The 19,418-nt window shown below is 64.9% G+C and carries 18 protein-coding genes and 1 pseudogene; 13 read left to right on the top strand and 6 right to left on the bottom strand.

Annotation, left to right across the window (positions count from 1 at the left end; genetic code table 11):
• Nucleotides 1-395: 395 nt before the first annotated feature.
• The 8 genes from rpmH to BJQ94_RS19350 all read left to right on the top strand — a co-directional run bounded on the left by rpmH (nt 396) and on the right by BJQ94_RS19350 (nt 5,394).
• Nucleotides 396-533 carry a 50S ribosomal protein L34 gene (gene rpmH / locus BJQ94_RS19385; RefSeq protein ID WP_010204566.1) on the top strand — a complete coding sequence of 46 codons (138 nt, stop codon included), beginning with the start codon at nt 396-398 and terminating at the stop codon, nt 531-533.
• Nucleotides 534-541: 8 nt separating this feature from the next.
• Nucleotides 542-883 (top strand): ribonuclease P protein component, encoded by a 342-nt coding sequence (gene rnpA, locus BJQ94_RS19380; protein ID WP_265398164.1) that lies wholly within the window; start codon nt 542-544, stop codon nt 881-883.
• Nucleotides 880-1,212, top strand: a complete 333-nt coding sequence (gene yidD / locus BJQ94_RS19375) for a membrane protein insertion efficiency factor YidD (protein ID WP_265398163.1) — start codon at nt 880-882, stop codon at nt 1,210-1,212. The genes rnpA and yidD overlap by 4 nt, the downstream gene beginning before the upstream one ends.
• The gene (gene yidC / locus BJQ94_RS19370) at nt 1,200-2,174 is read left to right on the top strand and encodes a membrane protein insertase YidC (protein ID WP_265398162.1); all 975 of its coding nucleotides are present in this window, start codon (nt 1,200-1,202) and stop codon (nt 2,172-2,174) included. The genes yidD and yidC overlap by 13 nt, the downstream gene beginning before the upstream one ends.
• A gap of 5 nt (nt 2,175-2,179) precedes the next feature.
• Nucleotides 2,180-2,704 (top strand): R3H domain-containing nucleic acid-binding protein, encoded by a 525-nt coding sequence (locus tag BJQ94_RS19365; RefSeq protein WP_265398160.1) that lies wholly within the window; start codon nt 2,180-2,182, stop codon nt 2,702-2,704.
• 9 nt (nt 2,705-2,713) lie between these two features.
• On the top strand, nt 2,714-3,343 hold the full coding sequence (gene rsmG / locus BJQ94_RS19360; RefSeq protein WP_265398159.1) for a 16S rRNA (guanine(527)-N(7))-methyltransferase RsmG: 630 nt from the start codon (nt 2,714-2,716) through the stop codon (nt 3,341-3,343).
• 84 nt (nt 3,344-3,427) lie between these two features.
• A complete protein-coding gene (locus tag BJQ94_RS19355) occupies nt 3,428-4,366 on the top strand; it encodes a ParA family protein (RefSeq protein ID WP_275875529.1) in 939 nt (312 codons plus the stop codon).
• Nucleotides 4,366-5,394, top strand: coding sequence for a ParB/RepB/Spo0J family partition protein (locus tag BJQ94_RS19350; RefSeq protein ID WP_265398158.1), 1,029 nt, complete (start codon nt 4,366-4,368; stop codon nt 5,392-5,394). Before BJQ94_RS19355 ends, BJQ94_RS19350 begins: the two co-directional genes overlap by 1 nt.
• 1,817 nt (nt 5,395-7,211) lie before the next feature.
• On the opposite strand, the gene BJQ94_RS19345 is transcribed toward BJQ94_RS19350, so the two are convergent.
• From BJQ94_RS19345 to BJQ94_RS19320, 6 genes are all read right to left on the bottom strand, one after another.
• Nucleotides 7,212-8,171, bottom strand: a complete 960-nt coding sequence (locus BJQ94_RS19345) for a D-alanine--D-alanine ligase (protein ID WP_265399808.1) — start codon at nt 8,169-8,171, stop codon at nt 7,212-7,214.
• A 41-nt stretch (nt 8,172-8,212) separates the two neighbouring features.
• Nucleotides 8,213-9,532 carry a PLP-dependent aminotransferase family protein gene (locus BJQ94_RS19340; protein WP_265399807.1) on the bottom strand — a complete coding sequence of 440 codons (1,320 nt, stop codon included), beginning with the start codon at nt 9,530-9,532 and terminating at the stop codon, nt 8,213-8,215.
• A 142-nt stretch (nt 9,533-9,674) separates the two neighbouring features.
• The gene (trxA, locus tag BJQ94_RS19335) at nt 9,675-9,998 is read right to left on the bottom strand and encodes a thioredoxin (protein ID WP_265399806.1); all 324 of its coding nucleotides are present in this window, start codon (nt 9,996-9,998) and stop codon (nt 9,675-9,677) included.
• Nucleotides 9,999-10,008: 10 nt separating this feature from the next.
• Entirely contained in the window at nt 10,009-10,983 is a 975-nt protein-coding gene (gene trxB / locus BJQ94_RS19330; protein ID WP_265399805.1) for a thioredoxin-disulfide reductase, read from the bottom strand.
• A gap of 164 nt (nt 10,984-11,147) precedes the next feature.
• Complete coding sequence (murJ, locus tag BJQ94_RS19325; RefSeq protein ID WP_265399804.1) at nt 11,148-12,761, bottom strand: murein biosynthesis integral membrane protein MurJ; 1,614 nt, start codon at nt 12,759-12,761, stop codon at nt 11,148-11,150.
• Nucleotides 12,754-15,123 carry a DUF6049 family protein gene (locus tag BJQ94_RS19320; protein WP_265399803.1) on the bottom strand — a complete coding sequence of 790 codons (2,370 nt, stop codon included), beginning with the start codon at nt 15,121-15,123 and terminating at the stop codon, nt 12,754-12,756. Before BJQ94_RS19320 ends, murJ begins: the two co-directional genes overlap by 8 nt.
• Nucleotides 15,124-15,213: 90 nt before the next feature.
• Between BJQ94_RS19320 and BJQ94_RS19315 the strand changes: the two genes are divergently transcribed.
• From BJQ94_RS19315 to rpsR, 5 genes and pseudogenes are all read left to right on the top strand, one after another.
• Nucleotides 15,214-16,644 (top strand): CCA tRNA nucleotidyltransferase, encoded by a 1,431-nt coding sequence (locus tag BJQ94_RS19315; protein WP_265399802.1) that lies wholly within the window; start codon nt 15,214-15,216, stop codon nt 16,642-16,644.
• Nucleotides 16,645-16,827: 183 nt separating this feature from the next.
• Complete coding sequence (locus BJQ94_RS19310) at nt 16,828-17,802, top strand: hypothetical protein (RefSeq protein WP_265399801.1); 975 nt, start codon at nt 16,828-16,830, stop codon at nt 17,800-17,802.
• A 270-nt stretch (nt 17,803-18,072) separates the two neighbouring features.
• Nucleotides 18,073-18,420, top strand: a pseudogene (gene rpsF / locus BJQ94_RS19305) (30S ribosomal protein S6); the annotation flags it as partial.
• Nucleotides 18,421-18,582: 162 nt separating this feature from the next.
• Nucleotides 18,583-19,092 (top strand): single-stranded DNA-binding protein, encoded by a 510-nt coding sequence (locus BJQ94_RS19300; protein WP_088457765.1) that lies wholly within the window; start codon nt 18,583-18,585, stop codon nt 19,090-19,092.
• 54 nt (nt 19,093-19,146) lie between these two features.
• Nucleotides 19,147-19,410, top strand: a complete 264-nt coding sequence (gene rpsR, locus BJQ94_RS19295; protein ID WP_035835236.1) for a 30S ribosomal protein S18 — start codon at nt 19,147-19,149, stop codon at nt 19,408-19,410.
• Nucleotides 19,411-19,418 lie beyond the last annotated feature (8 nt).

Below are 19,418 nucleotides of genomic sequence, written 5' to 3'. Positions count from 1 at the left end.
GGTTCCCCACAATCTTGATCTTGACGCTGAGCCGTCGTGAGTTGGACAGATCGACATCGACACAGAATGTCAACGGAACGATTTATCCACAACGTTATCCACCGCCTGTGGGCAAATAACGACTGGATTCTCAGGGTTTACCCACAACCTGTGGATAACTTGTCCTCACGGTAGTCAATGACCGGCGGTCAGGCCAAATTAGCTTGATAAACACCAGCGTGTCTGTACCGCAAAAGGGAATTCTGTGGGCAGAATCGTGTGTTTGGGCCTCTTCAGTTTGACCGCGGGCGAGCGAAGCCGTAGTTTTAATCAGTTGACCCCAGCCCGTGGGCTACCTCACTCTTTCCCGGCCGCTCGTTTAGGCCTGCGGAGATCCAATACGTGGAGATTGAACAATGAGCAAGAGAACGTTCCAGCCGAACAACCGTCGTCGCGCGAAGGTGCACGGTTTCCGTCTTCGTATGCGCACCCGCGCCGGCCGCGCCATCCTTGGTGCACGTCGTCGCAAGGGTCGCACCGAACTCTCCGCGTAAGCACTCCCGTGCTCGCTCACGCCAATCGCATCACGAGCGGGAGCGACTACAAAGCTGTCGTTCGACGAGGTGTGCGGGTCGTTGGCCCGCACACAGTGGCGTACCTCCGGCGAACCCAAGAACCCACTCCGGTGCGGTTCGGGTTCATCGTCGCCAAGAACGTTGGCGGTGCGGTGGTCCGAAACCGCATCAGGCGTCGGATGAAAGCGGCAAGTTTCGATCTCCTTCCTGGCGTACCTGCCGGGACGGAGGTCGTTTTTCGAGCACTACCCACATCGGTCGGCGCGAGCTGGCCGGTTCTCGTGGCTGAGCTGTCGAATGCACTCGTCAAGGGCCAACGCGGCCGATGATGAAGCTGATGACCACGCTGTATCTGCTGCCCCGAAATCTCGGGGTGCTGCTGCTGCGTGTCTATCGCGCGGTAATCTCGCCCCTATACGGCGATGTTTGCCGGTACTACCCTTCGTGTTCGGCGTACGCCCTCGGCGCTGTTCAGGAATATGGCCTGATCGTCGGCTCTTTTTACGCCGCACGCCGGGTTCTGCGTTGTCACCCTTGGGCTGAGGGCGGAATCGATGACGTTCCCCTGAAAAGACATCGTCGCTTCACGGTGACGTCGTTTGGATTTGTAGTTCCTTTAGCCACGGAAAGGGCTGACCCGCACGTATGGACCTCATAGGCACTATTCTCTGGCCGCTGAAATGGGCCGTTGAGCTTCTGCTCGTCGCCTTCCACTGGCTCTTCTCCAACGTGGGTCTCGACCCGAACGACGGCATCACTTGGGTGCTTTCCATCGTCGGCCTCGTGCTGGTGGTGCGCGCAGCGCTGATCCCCATCTTCGTGCGGCAGATCAAGAGCCAGCGCAAGATGCTGGAGGTCGCCCCCCAGCTCAAGAAGATCCAGGACAAGTACAAGGGCAAGAAGGACCAGTTCTCCCGCGAGGCCATGTCCCGCGAGACCATGGAGCTGTACAAGCGCACGGGCACCAACCCGCTGGCCTCCTGCCTGCCGCTGCTGCTGCAGATGCCGATCTTCTTCGCCCTCTTCTCTGTGCTCAATGACGCCCAGAAGTCCAACGCCGGTGTGGGCCCGCTCAACCAGGAGCTCGCGACGAGCTTCGGCAACGCCACGCTCTTCGGGCGGGCTCCGTTGCACGACACCTTCGCCCAGCAGTGGACGTTGATGACGGCCGGAGCGGACTTCAACCTCTCGGTCATGATCATTGCGGCCACCATGGTCATTCTGATGACCGCGTCGCAGTTCATCACCCAGCTGCAGATCGTCTCCAAGAACATGTCGCCGGAAACCAAGGCGAGCCCGATGTTCCGTCAGCAGAAGATCATGTTGTACCTGCTGCCCCTCGTCTTCGCCTTCTCCGGTGTGGCCTTCCCGCTCGGTGTCATGTTCTACTGGCTCACCTCGAACATCTGGACCATGGCCCAGCAGTTCCTTGTCATCCGCAACATGCCCACGCCCGGCAGCGAGGCCGCCAAGGCCCGCGAGGAGCGCATGGCCCGCAAGGGCAAGCTCATTGCGACGGATGGCGACATCATTGTTGTTGATGAGGTCAAGAAGCCGGCCCAGCGCCAGCAGCCCGTCGGCAAGAACCGTGCCAAGAAGCAGACCGGCCCCAAGAAGTAAGAGGGATGGACAACGTGACTGAGAACACTGACGTGATCGCCGCGGAGGACGTGGCCCCGGCCGCGCCGACCATCGGTCAGCTGGAACAGGAAGGCGACATCGCCGCGGACTACATCGAGGAGTTCCTCGATATCTGCGACTTGGATGGCGATATCGACATCGACGCCCGCAACGGCCGTGCCTACCTCTCGGTCAATTCCTCCGAGCCGGGCAACCTGCGCCTGCTCTCCAAGCCCGACACTGTCAATGCACTCCAGGAACTCACCCGACTGGCCGTTCAGAACAAGACCGGGTCGTTCTCCCGCCTGATCCTCGACATCGGTGGCTCGCGGGAAGCGCGCCAGGCCGAGCTGACCGACCTCGTCGGTCGTGCGATCGAACGCATCGAAGGCGGCGCAACGGAGGCTTCCCTCCCCCCGATGTCGTCGTACGAGCGCAAGCTGGTTCACGACATCGTCTCGGAGCGTGGATTCGTCTCCGAATCTCAGGGCGAGGGTCGCGACCGTCACACCGTGATCACCGCGGTCTGACCCAGCGCAGTGACAGTCACTCTCGAGGCCGAGCCGGCCGAGGCGGCCACGCTGTTCGGCGATCGTATCGAGGTGGCGCGGGAATTCACCCGCCACCTCGCGGAGCAGGGCGAAGAGCTCGGGCTGATCGGTCCGTTGGAATTGCCTCGGCTCTGGAGCCGGCACATCCTCAACTGCGCGATCGTGGCGCCGTTGCTGCGCCCAGGTTTGGTGGGCGACGTGGGATCCGGCGCCGGTCTGCCCGGCCTGGTGCTCGCGATCGCTCGTCCGGATGTGTCGTTCGTCCTCATCGAACCGATGGAGCGGCGGGTCGCCTGGCTCACCTCTCAGGTCGCCGCTTTGGGCCTGACCAACGCCACGGTGCTGCGTGCCCGGGCCGAGGATGTGCGTCTGCAGACTCCGCTCGACCAGGTCACCGCGCGCGCTGTAAGCGCATTCAAGACGCTGATTCCCCTCACCGCCCCGCTCGTGCGCCCCGGTGGCGAACTCGTGGTGATGAAGGGCGCGGGAGCCGCGGGAGAAGTCAGCAACGCGGCCAAGGCGATCGCACGCTTCCGGTTGCGTAATGTGGAGGTTCTCACCCTCGGTGAGGGCGTGCTGCAGGACGTCACCCGGGTCATTAGGGCTACAGTGGAGTAGTCCCAGGCGGCGCTTCCTCCTCCCGAGAATCGCTCGCGGAACACTCTCGGGTGGCTCATCAATCGTCGAACGCAAAGGTTTCACGTGAAACATCCTGGCGAAGACCAGCAGGCCGGCTCACCCGGCTCCGGCCTCGACAACAGCACCCCCTTGGCCCGGGAGATCTCAGAACTGACCCGTCGGCGGCAGGTGATCGCCGCCGAACGTCTCCCCAAGCCGGAGAGCACGCGCGTCATCACGATCTCCAACCAGAAGGGCGGAGTGGGCAAGACCACGACCGCCGTGAACCTGGCCGCTGCTCTCGCCCGCCAGGGCGCACGGGTGCTCGTGATCGACCTGGACCCGCAGGGCAATGCCTCCACGGCGCTCGGCGTCGAACACCGCGCCGAGACCGCCAGCGTGTACGACGTCATCATCAACGACCTGCCCATGGTGGATGTCGTACAGAAGAGTCCCGAGTTCGGCGCCCTGTACTGCGTGCCCGCCACCATCCACCTGGCCGGCGCCGAGATCGAGCTCGTCTCGCTCGTGGCGCGGGAGCAGCGGCTGCGTCGTGCCCTTGATCTGCACATCAAGGAGATGACGGACCCGTACGACTATGTCTTCATCGACTGCCCGCCGTCGCTGGGTCTGCTCACCATCAACGCGTTCGTTGCCGCGCGCGAGGTCCTGATCCCGATTCAGTGCGAGTACTACGCCCTCGAGGGACTCAGTCAGCTGTTGAAGAACATCGAGCTGATCGAGAAGCATCTCAACCCGCAGCTCGTGGTGTCGACGATCCTGCTCACCATGTACGACAGCAGAACCAATCTGGCCAACCAGGTGGCGCAGGATGTGCGCGATCACTTCCCGAAACAGGTGCTCGAAACCCTGATTCCGCGCTCTGTGCGGGTTTCTGAGGCGCCCAGTTACGGTCAGAGCGTCATCAGTTACGACCTCAACTCGGCAGGATCCCTCTCCTACCTCGAAGCAGCGGCAGAAATCGCCCGCAGGGGCGTTCCACGAACAGGAGATGCGCAGTAATGGCGAAACGCACAGGCCTCGGCCGCGGTATTGGCTCGCTGATCCCGGTGCAGGACAACCCATCACAGGCACGTCCTGTCGACGTGTTCTTCCCGTACAACGAGGTTCCGCACGCAGAGGGTACTGCGGGCGCCTCGTCCACGGCCGGGTCCGTGCGAAACGATGAGGCCGCGGCGGGCTCCGCTGTGGCGGACGAGTCCGGCACAGAGCTGCTCCCGGTTCCCGGAGCACGCCTCGCGCACCTCAATCCTGCGGACATCGTTCCGAACGCGGTGCAGCCACGCAGCGTCTTCGACGAAGACGACCTCGCCGAGCTGGTGCACAGCATCCGTGAGGTGGGAGTGCTTCAGCCGATCGTGGTGCGGCCCCTCGCCGAGCAGCCGGGCAAGTACGAGCTGGTCATGGGGGAGCGGCGCCTGCGCGCGACCAAGGAAGTCGGCCTCGACAGCATCCCGGCGATCGTGCGGGATACCGCCGACATCGACATGCTGCGCGACGCGCTTCTCGAGAATCTGCATCGTGCCCAGCTGAACCCGCTTGAAGAGGCATCCGCGTATCAGCAGCTTCTCTCGGACTTCGGCATCACGCAGGAGGAACTGGCGAGCCGGATCGGGCGTTCCCGCCCGCAGATCACCAACACCCTGCGCCTGCTGAAGCTGCCGGAATCCGTTCAGCTGCGGGTGGCGGCCGGGGTTCTCTCTGCCGGACACGCTCGCGCCGTTCTCTCGGTGGGGGACCTCGACGGCATGCTGCGCCTGGCCGACAAGATCGTGAACGAAGATCTCTCGGTGCGCGCCGCAGAGGCAGCGGCTGCTGCAGGACCGAAGCCGGTTGTCGTCAAGCCGGCCCCGGGGAAGCGCCAGGGACACCTCGATGAGATCGCCGAACACCTCGGTGACCGTCTCGATACCCGCGTCAAGATCAACTTGGGCGCACGAAAAGGCCAGATCACAGTTGATTTTGCCACAATCGGCGATCTCAACCGCATCCTCGGTGTACTCGGCGAGCCGGGCTTCGGATCCAACTAGCGAGCCCACTGTTTCACGTGAAACATAGCTACACGTACGTCCACTCTCGGCTGATCTCGCCCTGTTGGTATCCCGCAACAGGTGCGCCTGCTTAGCCATCTCGCTGATCGAGCTTGTCGAGATCCCGCAACAGATGCGCCTGCTCAGCCATCTCACTGATCGAGCTTGTCGAGATCCCGCGACCCGTTGTGTCAGCCCGGCCATCCCGCTGATCGAGCTATTCGAGATCCGGCAACTCGTTGTGCCAGCCCAGACACCTCGCTGATCGAGCCTGTCGAGATCCTACGACCCGGTGCGTGTGCCCGGCCATCCCGCTGATCGAGCTTGTCGAGATCCGGCGAGCTTGCAATGCGGCAATCTCGGATCGGATGGAATCCTGTAGAGCGCCCCAACGTCTCCAATCAGCGCGGATGTTTCACGTGAAACCACTAGAAAACACCCATTTTCACGTCATCAGAAACGATCCTAAGCAGCATTTCCGCATTTCGAAAAAGTCAGAATCCACCCAAATTCACCCCAATATCGACGAAATCGACGGGTCGGACCCCCGATGGCGGGCGAAGTCGCATTTTGTAAACTGGTCCTCCAGTAGCCTCGTCGTTTGTGCAGAATCCCATGACTTGGTCTCGACAAGCACGACCAGCGAGATGCTGCAATTTTGGGCGCGCCCAATGTAGACGTCTCGTCGACGCACTCCTCGTTGGTCGAGTTAGTCGAGACCGGCAGGCCCGCGTTTCCCGAGGATGTCCTGCGGTGGGGGAGTGTGGTGTCGACAGGATCAACGAGCGAGATTGTGCTGTCCGTGATGTGGCCGACGTAGGCGTGTTATCACCCGCCCCGCTTTGGTCGAGCTTGTCGAGACCGGCTCGTCTGCGGCTCGCGAGGGCCTGGTTGCGGTAGGGAGTGGGGGTCTCGACAGGCTCAACCAGCGACGTTTTGCTGTTTTGGATGCGGTATTCGTAGACGTCTGGTCGACGTACCCCGCGTCGGTCGAGCGTGTCGAGACCAGCAGGCCCGCGGTTCGCGAGGATGTGGTGCGGTGGGGGAGGTGGGTCTCGACAAGCTCGACCAGCGAGATCGTGTTGCTTTTCGTGTAGCCATCGTTGCCGTTTCTCGACCCGCCCCGCGTTGGTCAAGCTTGTCGAGACCAGCTCGTCTGCAGTTCGCGAGGGCCTGTATGGGCGGGGAGGTGGGTCTCGACAGGCTCGACCGGCGAGAGGGTGCTGTCCGTGATGTAGCCAACGTAGGCGTGTTGTCTACCCGCCCCCGCGTTGGTCGAGCCTGTCGAGACCAGTTCCTCTGCAGTTCGCGAGGTCCTGGATGTGGAGTGAGGCCGAGGGTTTGGACCGGCTCGACGAGCTAGATGGTGCTTTTCTAGGTGTCGCAATCGTAGATGCGTGGTCGCCGCACCCCGCGTTGGTCGAGCTTGTCGAGACCAGTACCTCTGCAGTTCGCGGGGGCCTGGATACGGTGGGGGAGTGGGGTCTCGACCAGCTTGACTAGCGACAGGGGGCTGATTCCGGCGCGACTTAGGTCTGGCTCCTGAGGGCGATCGCGCTGTCCAGGGAGACAAATGCGACTCATTGCGTGCCGGTTTCACGTGAAACATCGGTGAGATTGGCCCATTTAGACCAATCTATGGGCCCGATAGGCCGTTTCACGTGAAACATGGGGTGGATTGGCGCCCGAGGGAGTCGCGCGTGCCTCAGTGGATCGGACCCTGCAGCTCACCCTCAGGTGCGAGTGGTCGAAGCAGCGGGGGGGGGGGGTGACTACCCGCGCGAGCAGCCATGTTTCACGTGAAACATGGCGGGCTTCTACTTGAGGCTGAGCGATGCCGCGCGGGCGAGTGCGGCGTACACGGAGGCGAGTGATTCACCGGAGGCCTCGATCGACTGAGGCGCCAGCGACGTCTCGGTGAGGCCGGGGAGCACATTCGCCTCCAGGAACCAGGCGACTCCTTCTGCATCCACCATGAGGTCGATCCGGGAAAGCTGCGCCAGGCCCAGCAGGCTGTGAATGGCCACGGCAGTGTCGGCAACGCGCTGCGCGACCTCCGGGGCGATGCGCGCCGGCGTGAAGAAGAGGGTCTCGCCGGCGTTGTAACGTGCTTCGAAGCTGAAGACGCCACTCACGGGAACGATCTCCACAGCCGGCAGTGCCACGGGACCTGCCCCAGTGTCGATGACCGTGACGGCGAGTTCGGTGCCCTCGATCTTGGTCTCAACGAGGGCCGTGTCGGCATAGGTGTAGGCATCCACCATGGCGCGGGGGAGTCCTGCGGCGGTTTCGACGATGGTGACGCCCTGGGCGGAGCCGCCCTGGGCCGGCTTCACGACGAGTGGTGCACCCAGCGCGCTGACGAGGTGCTCCAGCACGCTGGCCGCTCCGAGGTCACGGAAGGTCTCGCGGGACAGCGCGATCCAGGCCGGTGTGGCGTATCCCGCCCGGCGGACGAGCTCTTTAGCGGTTGGCTTCGACCACGCGAGACCGGCCGCGGTTCCGCGCGGGCCCACGTGCGGAATCCCTGTGGTCTCGAGCAGGGACAGCAGGGCGCCATCCTCACCGGTCGCACCGTGCAGAACCGGCCAGATGACATCGGGCTGCCGGCGTGCAAGCTCGGTGAGGAGCCCGGCCTGGGGGTCGAGGACAACGACGATGTGGCCCAGGCTCGTCAGTTCGTCGGCAACGCGGCGGCCACTCCGCATGGAGACGTCCCGCTCGTGCGAAATGCCGCCGGCGAGCACCACAATGTCAAGAAACTCGGTTTCGCTCATGATCTGGGGTTCTCCTTAGCTCGTGCCGAAAGTAACAGGACTTAGTTGATGTCGGGCGGCGGGGCGCCGAAGCGGCGTCCGTCGTGGGCCGGAGACAGGGAACCCGTGCCGGCGAACGTGTCCAGCAGCTCGAGTTCGTCACGGATGACAGTGGCGAGCCGGCGGATGCCCAGCCGGATGTGCTCGGGAGTGGGATAACAGAACGAGAGTCGGATGTTCTGGCGACCCTGGCCATCCGCGAAGAACGCCGTACCCGGGGTGTAAGCCACGAGCTCTTTGACCGCGCGCGGGAGCATGGCCTTGGAGTCGAGGGTGTCGGGCAGGCTGAGCCAGACGTAGAATCCTCCGTTGGGGTTCGTCCAGGTGAGTTCGGGCAGGTATTCAGTGAGGGCGGAGAGCATGGCGTTCTTGCGCTCCCGGTAGACGCCGCGGAAGGTGTTGATCTGACCCTTCCAGTCCGCCGTGGCCAGATACTCGGAGATCACCAGCTGGCTGAACGAGCTGGGGGAGAGCACTGCGGCTTCGTTAGCGAGCACCAGCTTCTCCCGGATCGCGTGCGGCGCCAGCGCCCAGCCCACCCGGAAGCCCGGAGCAAGGGTCTTGGAGAAGGTGCCGAGGTACACGACCCCGTCGCGCTCCACCGACCGCATCGCGTCCGGTGCCTTCTGGTCGAAGTAGAGCAAGCCGTACGGGTTGTCCTCGAGAACAAGGATCTGATTCTGCCGGGCGATCTCCAGGATCTCGACCCGTCGGGCCCAGCTCAGGGTGACTCCGGCCGGATTGTGGAAACTCGGAATCGTGTACAGGAACTTGATCTTGCGACCGTCAGCCTTGAGACGGGCGATGTGCTCGCGCAGTGCCTCGGGAATCATGCCGTGCTCGTCCATGGGCACATGATCCACATCGGCCTGGTAGGACTTGAAGATGACCATCGCCGTGACGTAGCTCGGACCCTCGGAGATCACGACGTCACCGGGGTCGAGGAAGAGCTTGCTGACCAGCTCGAGCGCGTGCTGGGATCCGGTGGTCACCACGACATCGTCGGCGTTCGCGCGGATGCCTTCCAGTGCCATGACCTCCAGAATTTGCTCCCGAAACAAGGGAACTCCCTGACCAGAGCCATATTGCAAGGCAACGGGGCCTTGCTTCCGCATGACGTTCTCCATGGCGCTCATGACGAGGTCCTGCGGCAGGGCCGCCACATACGGCATGCCGCCGGCCAGGGAGACAACCTCGGGACGGGAGGCGACCGCGAAGAGGGCACGCACCTCGGAGGCGCGCAGGGCGGCGGCTCGCTCGGCGTAGTGGTGGTACCACGGGTCGAGGTTGTTGCCGGCCTGGGGGGTGCCTATCGCTGTCACGTCATATCCGTTCTGGTGAGGCCTTAATCGTATGGGGTGGCGCGTGTGCTGTCCGCATCAGCGTAAATAGCCGGGCGGATACACGAAAACACCCGCCCGGCGTGTGCCGGGCGGGTGTGGGGTTCGGAAGAACCTGCCGCGGCTACTGGAGGTAGGCGGCCAGGTCGGCTTCGAGGGCAGGCTTCGGCTTGGCGCCGATGACGGTCTTGACGACCTCGCCCTTCTGGAACACCTTCATCGCGGGGATGGAGGTGATCATGTACTTCGCGGCCAGGGCCGGGTGGTCGTCGACGTTCAGCTTGACGATGTCGATCTTGTCGGCGTTCTCAGCGGCGATCTGGTCGAGGATCGGGCTGACGGCGCGACACGGGCCACACCACTCGGCCCAGAAGTCCACCAGGACGGTCTTCTCGTTGTTGATGACTTCCTGGTCGAAGGTGGCGTCGGTGACGGCGCGTGCAGACATGTGGTGCTCCTTAGTTGGTGACGCTTGCAAATTCGGGGTCGCCGGCCTGAGCCAGCAGATCCTCGGGGAGGGTAGCCAGGTAGTGCTCGGCGTCCAGGGCGGCCACGGTGCCGCTGGCGGCCGCGGTGACGGCCTGGCGGTAGGTGGGGTCGATGACGTCTCCGGCGGCGAACACGCCCGCCTGGCTGGTCTTGGAGGACCGCCCGGCGACGGCGATGGTGCCGTCGCTGGTGAGGTCGAGCAGGTCGTGCACGAGGTGCGTGCGCGGGTCGTTGCCGATTGCCACGAACAGGCCGCCGACCGGGAGGGAGCTCTCGGCGCCGGTGACGGTGTCGCGCAGACGCAGACCCTCAACGGCCTCCTCGCCGTCGATGCCGACAACCTCGGTGTTCCACACGAACTCGATCTTCGGGTGCGCCAGGGCGCGTTCCTGCATGATCTTGGAGGCGCGCAGGGTGTCCTTGCGGTGGATGATGTAGACCTTGCTCGCGAAGCGGGTGAGGAAGGTGGCCTCTTCCATGGCGGAGTCGCCACCGCCGACGACGGCGATGACCTTCTCCTTGAAGAAGAAACCGTCGCAGGTGGCGCACCAGGACACACCCCGGCCGCTCAGACGCTCCTCATCGTGGATGCCGAGCTTGCGGTAGGCAGACCCCGTGGCGAAGATCACTGACAGCGCCTCGTGCTTCTCGCCGTTGCCGAGGGTGACCGTCTTGACGGTGTCGCCGAATTCCAGCTTGGTGACGTCGTCGTAGACGACCTCTGTGCCGAACTTCTCGGCCTGCTCCTGCATCTTGGCCATCAGCTCGGGGCCCTGGATGCCGTCGGCGAATCCGGGGAAGTTCTCCACATCGGTGGTGTTCATCAACTCACCGCCGGCCTCGACCGAACTGGCGATCAAGAGCGGCTTCATGTTGGCGCGTGCGGCGTAAATGGCGGCCGTGAACCCGGCAGGGCCCGAACCGATGATGATGATCTGACGCACGCGGAGACTCCTTGAAATCAGTGGGAGAGACGCCCTTCGGCGCCTCACATTCGGGTACAACACATCCTAATCGGATGGTATTCCGCGACGTCCGGCGCCTCACCCCCGTGTACAGGTGACGTTCAGCCCCGCGTTACGCCGCAGCCGTCGTCAGGCGGCTCAGCTCAGCGTCGCAACCGGGCCATCAGGGGTGCCAGGAAGCCATGCAGCTCGTCGCTGCGCATGAGCAGCAGGAGACCGAAGTACAGGCCGGACATGACCGACCCGATCAGGATCATGGACAGGATCGCCGGGGCGATGCCCGACACGGCGAAGCCCCCGGCCGAGGTGCCGCCCAGCGCCACCAGGATGCCGATCCCCGCGACGACCGGGACAAGGACGGCCACGACATACTTCACCAGGCTGCGCAGGATGCGACGCCCGTCGATGCCACCGAGCCGCTTGCGCAACAGCCACGCGGCCAGGAGCGCCTGCAGGATCCCCGACACTGTCACCACGAGGGCGATGCCGAAGGCGATCCATTCCGCCGGCAGCAGGGCGCAGCCGAGCACGCCGGTGATGACGAGGATGACCTGGAACAGCGTGAAGAAGAACGGGGTGCGGGTGTCGCCGAGGGCGTAGAACGTGCGCTGCACGACGAAGAGCACACAGAACGCCACCAGGCCGAGCAGGAACGCGATGATGACATTGCCGATGGCCTGCACCTGGGCGAACCCGGCTTCGCCGAACACCGTGGCGAACGGGTAAGCACAGACCATGATGACGGCACTGGCCAGCACGATCAGCAGGGTGGTTCCCCGGATCGCCGAGGACGCATCCGTACGAAGCTTGTCGGTGTCATCGCGCGCGGCGTGCTCACTCATGCGGGTGAAGTACGCGGTGGCTACGGAGACGGTGATGATCGAGTGCGGCAGCATGAAGATCAGCCAGGCCGTGCTCATGACGGTGGAGGAGGCGCCTTCGCCGGAGGCGAGCGTGACCACCTGGGTCTCGACGATGCCGGCGATGGTCGTGAGCAGCAGCATGCCGAAGGTCCAGCTGGCCATCTTGCCGGCCGCACCCAGCCCGACACCGCGGAAGGCGAAGTCTGGACGGTAACGCAGACCGATGCGGCGCCAGAAGTAGTACAGCACCACGGCTTGCAGCACCACGCCCAGCGTTGCGCTGCCGGCCAGCAGCGCGGTCATCCCCGGTGTGAAATCGCCGGGCGGTCGCTGCCCGTTCGTGTCGATGCCGAAGAGCAGCCCGAAGAGCAGGAGTCCGCCGATGGAGATGACGTTGTTGAGGACGGGCACCCAGGTGAACGGGCCGAAAGACTTGCGGGCGTTGAGCACCTCGCCCAGCACCGTGTAGAGGCCGTAGAAGAAAATCTGCGGCAGGCACCAGTAGGCGAAGCCCACGGCCAGCGACAGTTGCTCGGGGGAGAAGCCCAGGCCGATGAAACGCGTGATCAGGGGGGCGAGTAGCGTCGCGGCCAGGGTCGTCACCGCCAGGATGCTGAGGGCCAGGGTCACGAGCTTGTTGATATACGCCGTCCCCCCGTCGTCGTGCAGGCTGGCGCGCACGATCTGGGGCACGAGAACGGCGGTGAGCACGCCGCCGGCCACGATCGTGTACACGGTGTTCGGCAGCTGATTCGCGACGGTGAAGGCGTCGGGGACGTTGCCGATCTGGCCGATGATGTGGGCGAAGACGATGACCTTGAGGAACCCGAGGAGGCGCGAGACCAGCGTGCCGGAGGCGAGGATCGCGCTTGCGCGGCCGACGCCGCTAGCCACGAGGTGCCGCAGGCTGATCGTCTGGTTCGGTGGGTGTTGTCGCCGGCGGGGCGGGCAAAGTGTCGACCGGGCCCGTCGGCGGGGCGTCCGTGCCGGCGTCCAGGTCGGCATCCGGGTCGGCGTCAGCCTGGGCAGCCAGGACCCGGTCGCGGCGACGGTGCACGATGTTCCGCCAGATGCCGAAGCCGAAGAACAGCACGACGAGGGCAGCGAAGATGCGGGAGCCGATGCCCTCCCAGTCGGCGCGCACGTTGACCGAGATGAGGGACGGCTGGTCCACTGCCGTGCCGGACGGAGTGAACAGCGTCACCCTGAGAGTGACTGCGCCGTTACCGACGGCGGCGGTCACCGGAATCGACACGGTCTTGGCCGAGTTGGCGTCGATGACGGTTTCCACATCGTTGCCCACCACGAGTCGGCCGTTCGACGGCACAACCTGCACCCGCACTGTGGCGGCCTGGTTGAGGCCATTGGTGAGGGTGATTGGGATGTCGACCTTGCTGCCCACCACATTGATGGGCCCGGTGGTGCTCACCGTCACCGAACGCAGCAGGGCGTGTGAGGCGGCCAGGTTGGCGCCGACGGCCGTGCGCCAGTCGCTGGGTTCGGATCCCCAGGATGTGGCGAGGAGCGCCAGCAGGGCCAGCCGGTTCGGCGCGGTCACGGCGATCGGGGTGGCGAGGGCGCCGGCGAAGTCGACGATCTCGGTCTCACGGTCGATCAGTCGGCCGGCCAGGTCGACGCTCGCGGCGGGTTCGGCCTGCGGCACGAACGTCACGTCGGTGGAGACCGGTGTGGCCGCTGCGGTCGTGAGGGTGGTGGCGGCGAACCAGGGCAGGTTTGCCAAGGAGTCAATGGTCTGGCTCAGACGCGCGGCGGTCGGCGGCCAGCCTCGGTCGAGAGTGGCGAGGAGGGTGACCGCTTCATCCGGGTTGGCGGCCGCCACGACGGCGACCTGGGAGGACAGCTCGGCCATGGCCGCACGCCAGGAGGCATCCGTCGTGGCTGTGATGGCGTTTCTCAGTGCCTGGGAGATGCCGGTGTCGGCGACGAGCCCGACAGCGTCGGATCCCAGGTCGATCGTGGCGCTCGACGCGACCGCTGTGTCGGTGCTGGACGCGTCGGTGCTGGAAGTGTCGGTGCTGGACACGTTGCCGGACGCGAGGATCGTGCTGGTCAGGCCGGCGGCCGAGAACGCGGAGAGGTCGCTCTGTGCCACGACATTGTCCGCCGGCCAGGCGATGTTCGTCGTGGTGTAGTCCCAGGCGAGCAGCTGACCCAGCGTCGGCGCGGTTCCTTCGTCGCCGGGCTGCGGATCCTCGGTAGATGTCGGAGTCGGAATATTAGGGTCGGCGCCCTGTTCTTCCCCCGCGGGAGGCGCGGCTGGCTCGGTGGGAACAAACAGTGCAGGGTCCGTGGCGAAGTCGAGCGAGGTCGGTTCGAGGGGGCCGGCCGCCCCGGCTTGGGTCGCCAGCGACGGATCGGCGTCTGCATAGCCGAGGGGGAATATGTCGTTGGTCGCCTGGGACAGCCGGTTGAGCCAGTCGACGGCGCTGGCCGGCGCGGACGAACCGAGCACCCGGATCGAGGCGATGATCATGGGGTCGATGGCGATGGCCACCGGGCGGTCAATGACGCCGTCCAACTGTCGGGTGAGGATCCCGGAGTCGGCCGTGAACGCGGTGAGGTCCTCTGCGCTGATCAGCCCGGTGCTGTTCGGTGTCGTGGTGATGGGCATCGCAACAGCCAGGTTGACGGGAGTCACGGTAGGGGGAGTCTCACCGGTGTCCGGGTACCAGACGAACGTCGACTGACCGGCGGCGCGCACGGTGTCGTCGACCGTGAGCGATGCCGCAATTCCGCGCGGACCCCAGGGGCTCCACTCGAACAGGCCGAGCGCGGTGCTCGGCACGCTGACGGCGAGGCTCACGGTTGAGTGCGCCAGAACCGGTGCCGTCAGGGGAACGCTGGTCATCAGTTCACCCGCGTCGCTGTCCTCGTCGGGGTCGAGCCAGTCGTCGAGGGCTGCCCGAGTGGTCAGCGCACGCTCCGCCAGGAACACGTCCACTGTGCCCGCGGGAATGGCGGTGGCAGTGTCGTTGGTGACGGTGACGGTGAGCTGCAGAGGTTGATCGATGTGCAGGATCGATGACGCGCTCGGCGTGAGGCCGATCGTGACGGTGTCGTCATCCGTGGCCGTGGCGGCCGTCACCTGCGCGGTGGACGCCGGCTGAGCGGATGCGGAGGCAGACGTGGTGAATATCGGCCACAGTGCCAGGGGCGCGCAGAGCAGGGCGGCCAGGATGCGCCGCCGGACTGCGGGGAGCGCAGGCCGACGCGCGTGAATCGGATCGGCCACCATGTACGGGATTCTACGGCGTATAAAGAGGAGAACCCTCCGCGTGGGCTGGGCGACGATCGGCGGCAACGAGCGACCAAGTACCATGGGGGCATGCAGAGCGTCGCGGCAGCCCTCGCAAGACTGGGCGACCTGGCTGCCTCCCCCACGGTGTCCCGACTGGCGAACTCATTCGCCCAGGCCGGTTTTGAGTTGGCCCTGGTCGGGGGTCCCGTCCGTGACGCCTTCCTCGATCGAGTCACGAACGACCTCGACTTCACGACCAACGCCACGCCAGATCAGATTCTGGCCATTGTGAAGCCGATCGCCGAGGCGCACTGGGACATCGGCCGGGCTTTCGGCACGATCGGCGCCCAGATCGCGGGTGAAAAGGTCGAGATCACGACCTACCGCGCCGACAGCTACGACGGCCAGACCCGGCGGCCGGACGTGGTGTTCGGCACCAGCCTCGACGACGATCTTCTCCGCAGGGACTTCACCGTCAACGCGCTGGCGCTGCGCCTGCCCCAGGTGACACTCGTCGACCCGTCGAACGGTATCGACGACCTGCTCAACGGTGTGCTGCGCACGCCCACGTCTCCCGAGATCTCTTTCGGCGATGATCCGCTTCGCATGATGCGGGCCGCCCGTTTCACTGCCCAGCTGGGTTTCTCTCTGGAGATGGACACCGCGATCGCCATGGCCGCCATGGCCGGCAGCATCACCATCATCTCCGCGGAGCGGGTGGGTGACGAGCTCGGCAAGCTGCTGCGCTCCGCAAACCCGCGAGCGGGCATCGAGCTTCTGGTGGACTCCGGCCTCGCCGCCATCGTGCTGCCGGAGATTCCCGCACTGCGCCTCGAGGTCGACGAGCACCATCACCACAAGGACGTCTACCAGCACACCCTCACGGTGCTCGACCAGGCCATCGGCTATGAGCGGTCGCGCAAGAACCTGACCGAACCCGATCTCGTGGTGCGCCTCGCCGCGCTGCTGCACGACATCGGCAAGCCGGCCACTCGCCGGCTCGAGGCCGGTGGTGTGGTCAGCTTCTACCACCACGACGTGGTCGGCGCGAAGCTGGCGAAGAAGCGGCTGCGAGCCCTCCGCTTCGACAACGACACGATCTCCGCGGTCTCCAGACTGGTCGAACTGCACCTGCGGTTCTTCGGTTACACCGAGGGCGCCTGGACCGACTCCGCGGTGCGCCGGTACGTGCGCGACGCCGGAGACCAGCTCGAACGCCTGCACATCCTCACCCGCGCCGATGTCACGACCCGCAATCGCCGCAAGTCCGACCGCCTCGCGTTCGCCTACGACGACCTCGAGCAGCGCATCAGCGAGCTGGCTGCACAGGAGGAGATGGACTCCGTGCGCCCCGACCTTGACGGCGAACAGATCATGGCCATCCTGGGACTCAAACCCGGCCGCGAGGTCGGTGAGGCCTACCGCTACCTCTTGGAGCAGCGCCTGGACGACGGCCCACTCGGCACCGACGAGGCCACCCGCCGCCTGCAATCCTGGTGGACCACCCGAAGCGCCTGACCACCCCCACCCACCGACTTGCACACCTTCGGACGAGTTGCCCCGTCGGAACGGGGCAGGTCGTCCGCATGGGGGCATATCGCGGCGAAATGGCCCATCCTCCACAGGCTGACCCCCGCCCTAATGTGCACAGAGCGACCCGTAGCCGTTCTCGTGAGGGGTAAATCTCCGAGGCTGGCCGGCATGGACCCAGACGATTCGCCGCTCATGCGGCTGCAACTCACCCGCGACAACGTCGGCCACGATGGCCGAGCACGGCGCCGCGAGCACGAACGCGGAGACGTCGACCGCCTACGCCGCGGCATCTACGTGGCTCACAGTACGTGGTCGAATGCGGGCGCGGATGCCCGGTATCTGATGCGAATACACGCCGCGGTGCTCTCCCGGCGGACGCGGCCGGTGGTGAGCCATCTGTCGGCGGCCCGGCTCTGGGGCCTGCCGGTCCTCGGACAGTGGCCTCCCGAAGTCCATCTGCAGGGCGGCAGCGGGCAGACCCGCACGTCGAAGAACTGGATCTCCTGGCACCACGACCCGCTGCCGGACGATGATGTCACTGAGATTGACGGGCTACTGGTGACAACACGACTCCGCACCATGGTCGACCTGGCCAGAAGTCAACCGTTTCGCTCGGCGGTCATCAGTCTGGATGCGGGCCTGCAGGACCACTTCGTACTTCCCGGTGGGACGGTGGTCCCTGCTATCTCGCGTGACGCGGTGTTCGACCGGGTGCTGCAGCTCGGTTCACGGCGAGGTGCCCGGCGCGCAAGGCAGTCTGTTGAGTTCGCGGATGCGCGGTCGGGGTCTGTGGGGGAGTCACTCAGCCGAACGGGTTTCCTTCTGGCCGGTATGCCGATGCCGGACCTACAGGTGGTCTATCCACATGCCTTCGGCGAGGACCGGGTGGACTTCCGTTGGAAGCGCCGGTACCACGTACGAAAGATCCCGTTGCTCGGGGAGTTCGACGGGGAGCTCAAGTACACCAGGGGAGAGTTCATGGGCGGGCGCACGATCAACGAAGTCGTCTGGGCAGAGAAGCGTCGGGAAGACCGTTTGCGTGCGCCCGGCCGGTCGATGGCCCGCTGGCTCTGGGTGGACGCCCTTCGCCCAGAGCGACTCCGGGCAGTACTCCTGAACGCCGGCCTGCGTCCCGACCAATGACCGTCGTCGACGCAGGCGAGCAACACGCGAGTTGCCCCGCTGTGGCCGACTTGCCCCGGTACAGCGGAGCAACTCGTCCGCAAGTGGGCAACTCGCGGAATACTTCCGGTGCGGAGGGCATCGAGGGGGATGGTGGCGGAAGAGCCACCGTTCCAGTAGTCTTGGCAGGTTGTCTGTGTGCCGGATCCCGGCCTCCACGTTCAACACATGCACAACCCTCCTGTTGCAGAAATACTGCAGCCGTTTTAGTCCGAAGGAGGTGGGTTAGTCATGCACCAGTACGAATTGATGGTTATCCTCGATCCCGAGATCGATGAGCGCACCGTAGCTCCCAGCCTTGACAAGTTCCTCAACGTTGTTCGCAACGATGGCGGAACCATTGACAAGGTTGACGTTTGGGGTCGCCGCCGTCTCGCATACGAGATCAACAAGAAGGCCGAGGGCATCTACGCCGTCGTCGACTTCACCGCAAACGCCGCAGCAACTGCCGAGCTCGACCGTCAGCTGAAGCTGTCGGAAGCCGTCATGCGCACCAAGGTGCTCCGCGCAGAAGAGGGCATCGCCCAGGTTGCCGTCGCAAGCAAGCTTGCCGCCGAGAAGGCCGCCCGCAAGGCAGCCAACCCGAAGGCTGCTGTTGCTCCGGTCAAGGCCGACGCTCCTGCCGCAGCCCCCGCTGCCAAGGTCGCCGCATCCGCTAAGCCTGCAGCTGCTCCGGCAGCTCCGGTCGCCGTGGACGCTCCTGCCGAGGCAGACGCCGACAAGGCAAGCGACAAGTAGCCCATGGCCGGCGAGACCGTAATCACCGTGGTGGGCAACCTCACCAGCGATCCGGAACTGCGTTACACGCAGAACGGGCTGGCGGTAGCCAACTTCACCATCGCCTCCACTCCGCGCAATTTCGATCGCGCAACGAGTGAGTGGAAAGATGGCGAGGCACTGTTCCTGCGCGCGAGCGTTTGGCGTGAATTCGCCGAACACGTGGCCGGTTCATTGACCAAGGGTTCCCGTGTCATCGCTTCCGGGCGTCTCAAGCAGCGTTCGTATGAGACCAAGGAAGGTGAAAAGCGCACGAGCATGGAGCTCGAGATCGACGAAATTGGTCCTTCGCTGCGCTACGCCACCGCCTCCCTCACCCGCGCGCAGTCATCCTCTGCTCCCCGTGGCGGCGCGCCCGTCGCGCAGCAGCAGGGTAACGACGAGCCCTGGGCACCCAGCGCCCCCGCAGCCAACACTGGCGGCGGCGACGTCTGGAACACCCCGGGCAACTTCAGCGACGAGACCCCCTTCTAAGCCGAACCTCACGGTTGACGGCTGCACACAAACGTTTAAGAAAGTAAGGAAATCATGGCTGGAAAGTCGAGCGGCGACCGCCGCAAGCCGCTCCGCGGTGCTAAGGGTGGCAAGAACGCTGCCCCCGCGAAGTCGATCCGGGTTGGTGTCATCGATTACAAGGATGTCCCCACTCTTCGGAAGTTCATCTCAGAGCGTGGAAAGATCCGCGCCCGTCGCATCACCGGCGTCTCCGTCCAGGAGCAGCGCCTGATCGCGCGCGCCGTCAAGAACGCCCGCGAAATGGCCTTGCTGCCCTACGCCGGCTCAGGCCGGTAAGGAGCCCT

It is taken from the genome of Cryobacterium sp. SO2, assembly GCF_026151165.2.
Lineage (GTDB): Bacteria > Actinomycetota > Actinomycetes > Actinomycetales > Microbacteriaceae > Cryobacterium.
Note: the sequence above shows the minus strand (reverse complement) of the source record. Positions and strands in the feature narration are given on the sequence as shown.

Bases quoted from the DNA above. Each gene is read 5' to 3' on its own strand.
- rpmH (WP_010204566.1), top strand. From the start codon at position 396: ATGAGCAAGAGAACGTTCCAGCCGAACAACCGTCGTCGCGCGAAGGTG.
- yidD (WP_265398163.1), top strand. From the start codon at position 880: ATGATGAAGCTGATGACCACGCTGTATCTGCTGCCCCGAAATCTCGGG.
- yidC (WP_265398162.1), top strand. From the start codon at position 1,200: ATGGACCTCATAGGCACTATTCTCTGGCCGCTGAAATGGGCCGTTGAG.
- BJQ94_RS19365 (WP_265398160.1), top strand. From the start codon at position 2,180: ATGGACAACGTGACTGAGAACACTGACGTGATCGCCGCGGAGGACGTG.
- BJQ94_RS19350 (WP_265398158.1), top strand. From the start codon at position 4,366: ATGGCGAAACGCACAGGCCTCGGCCGCGGTATTGGCTCGCTGATCCCG.
- BJQ94_RS19345 (WP_265399808.1), bottom strand. From the start codon at position 8,171: ATGAGCGAAACCGAGTTTCTTGACATTGTGGTGCTCGCCGGCGGCATT.
- trxA (WP_265399806.1), bottom strand. From the start codon at position 9,998: ATGTCTGCACGCGCCGTCACCGACGCCACCTTCGACCAGGAAGTCATC.
- BJQ94_RS19320 (WP_265399803.1), bottom strand. From the start codon at position 15,123: ATGGTGGCCGATCCGATTCACGCGCGTCGGCCTGCGCTCCCCGCAGTC.
- BJQ94_RS19315 (WP_265399802.1), top strand. From the start codon at position 15,214: ATGCAGAGCGTCGCGGCAGCCCTCGCAAGACTGGGCGACCTGGCTGCC.
- BJQ94_RS19310 (WP_265399801.1), top strand. From the start codon at position 16,828: ATGGACCCAGACGATTCGCCGCTCATGCGGCTGCAACTCACCCGCGAC.
- BJQ94_RS19300 (WP_088457765.1), top strand. From the start codon at position 18,583: ATGGCCGGCGAGACCGTAATCACCGTGGTGGGCAACCTCACCAGCGAT.
- rpsR (WP_035835236.1), top strand. From the start codon at position 19,147: ATGGCTGGAAAGTCGAGCGGCGACCGCCGCAAGCCGCTCCGCGGTGCT.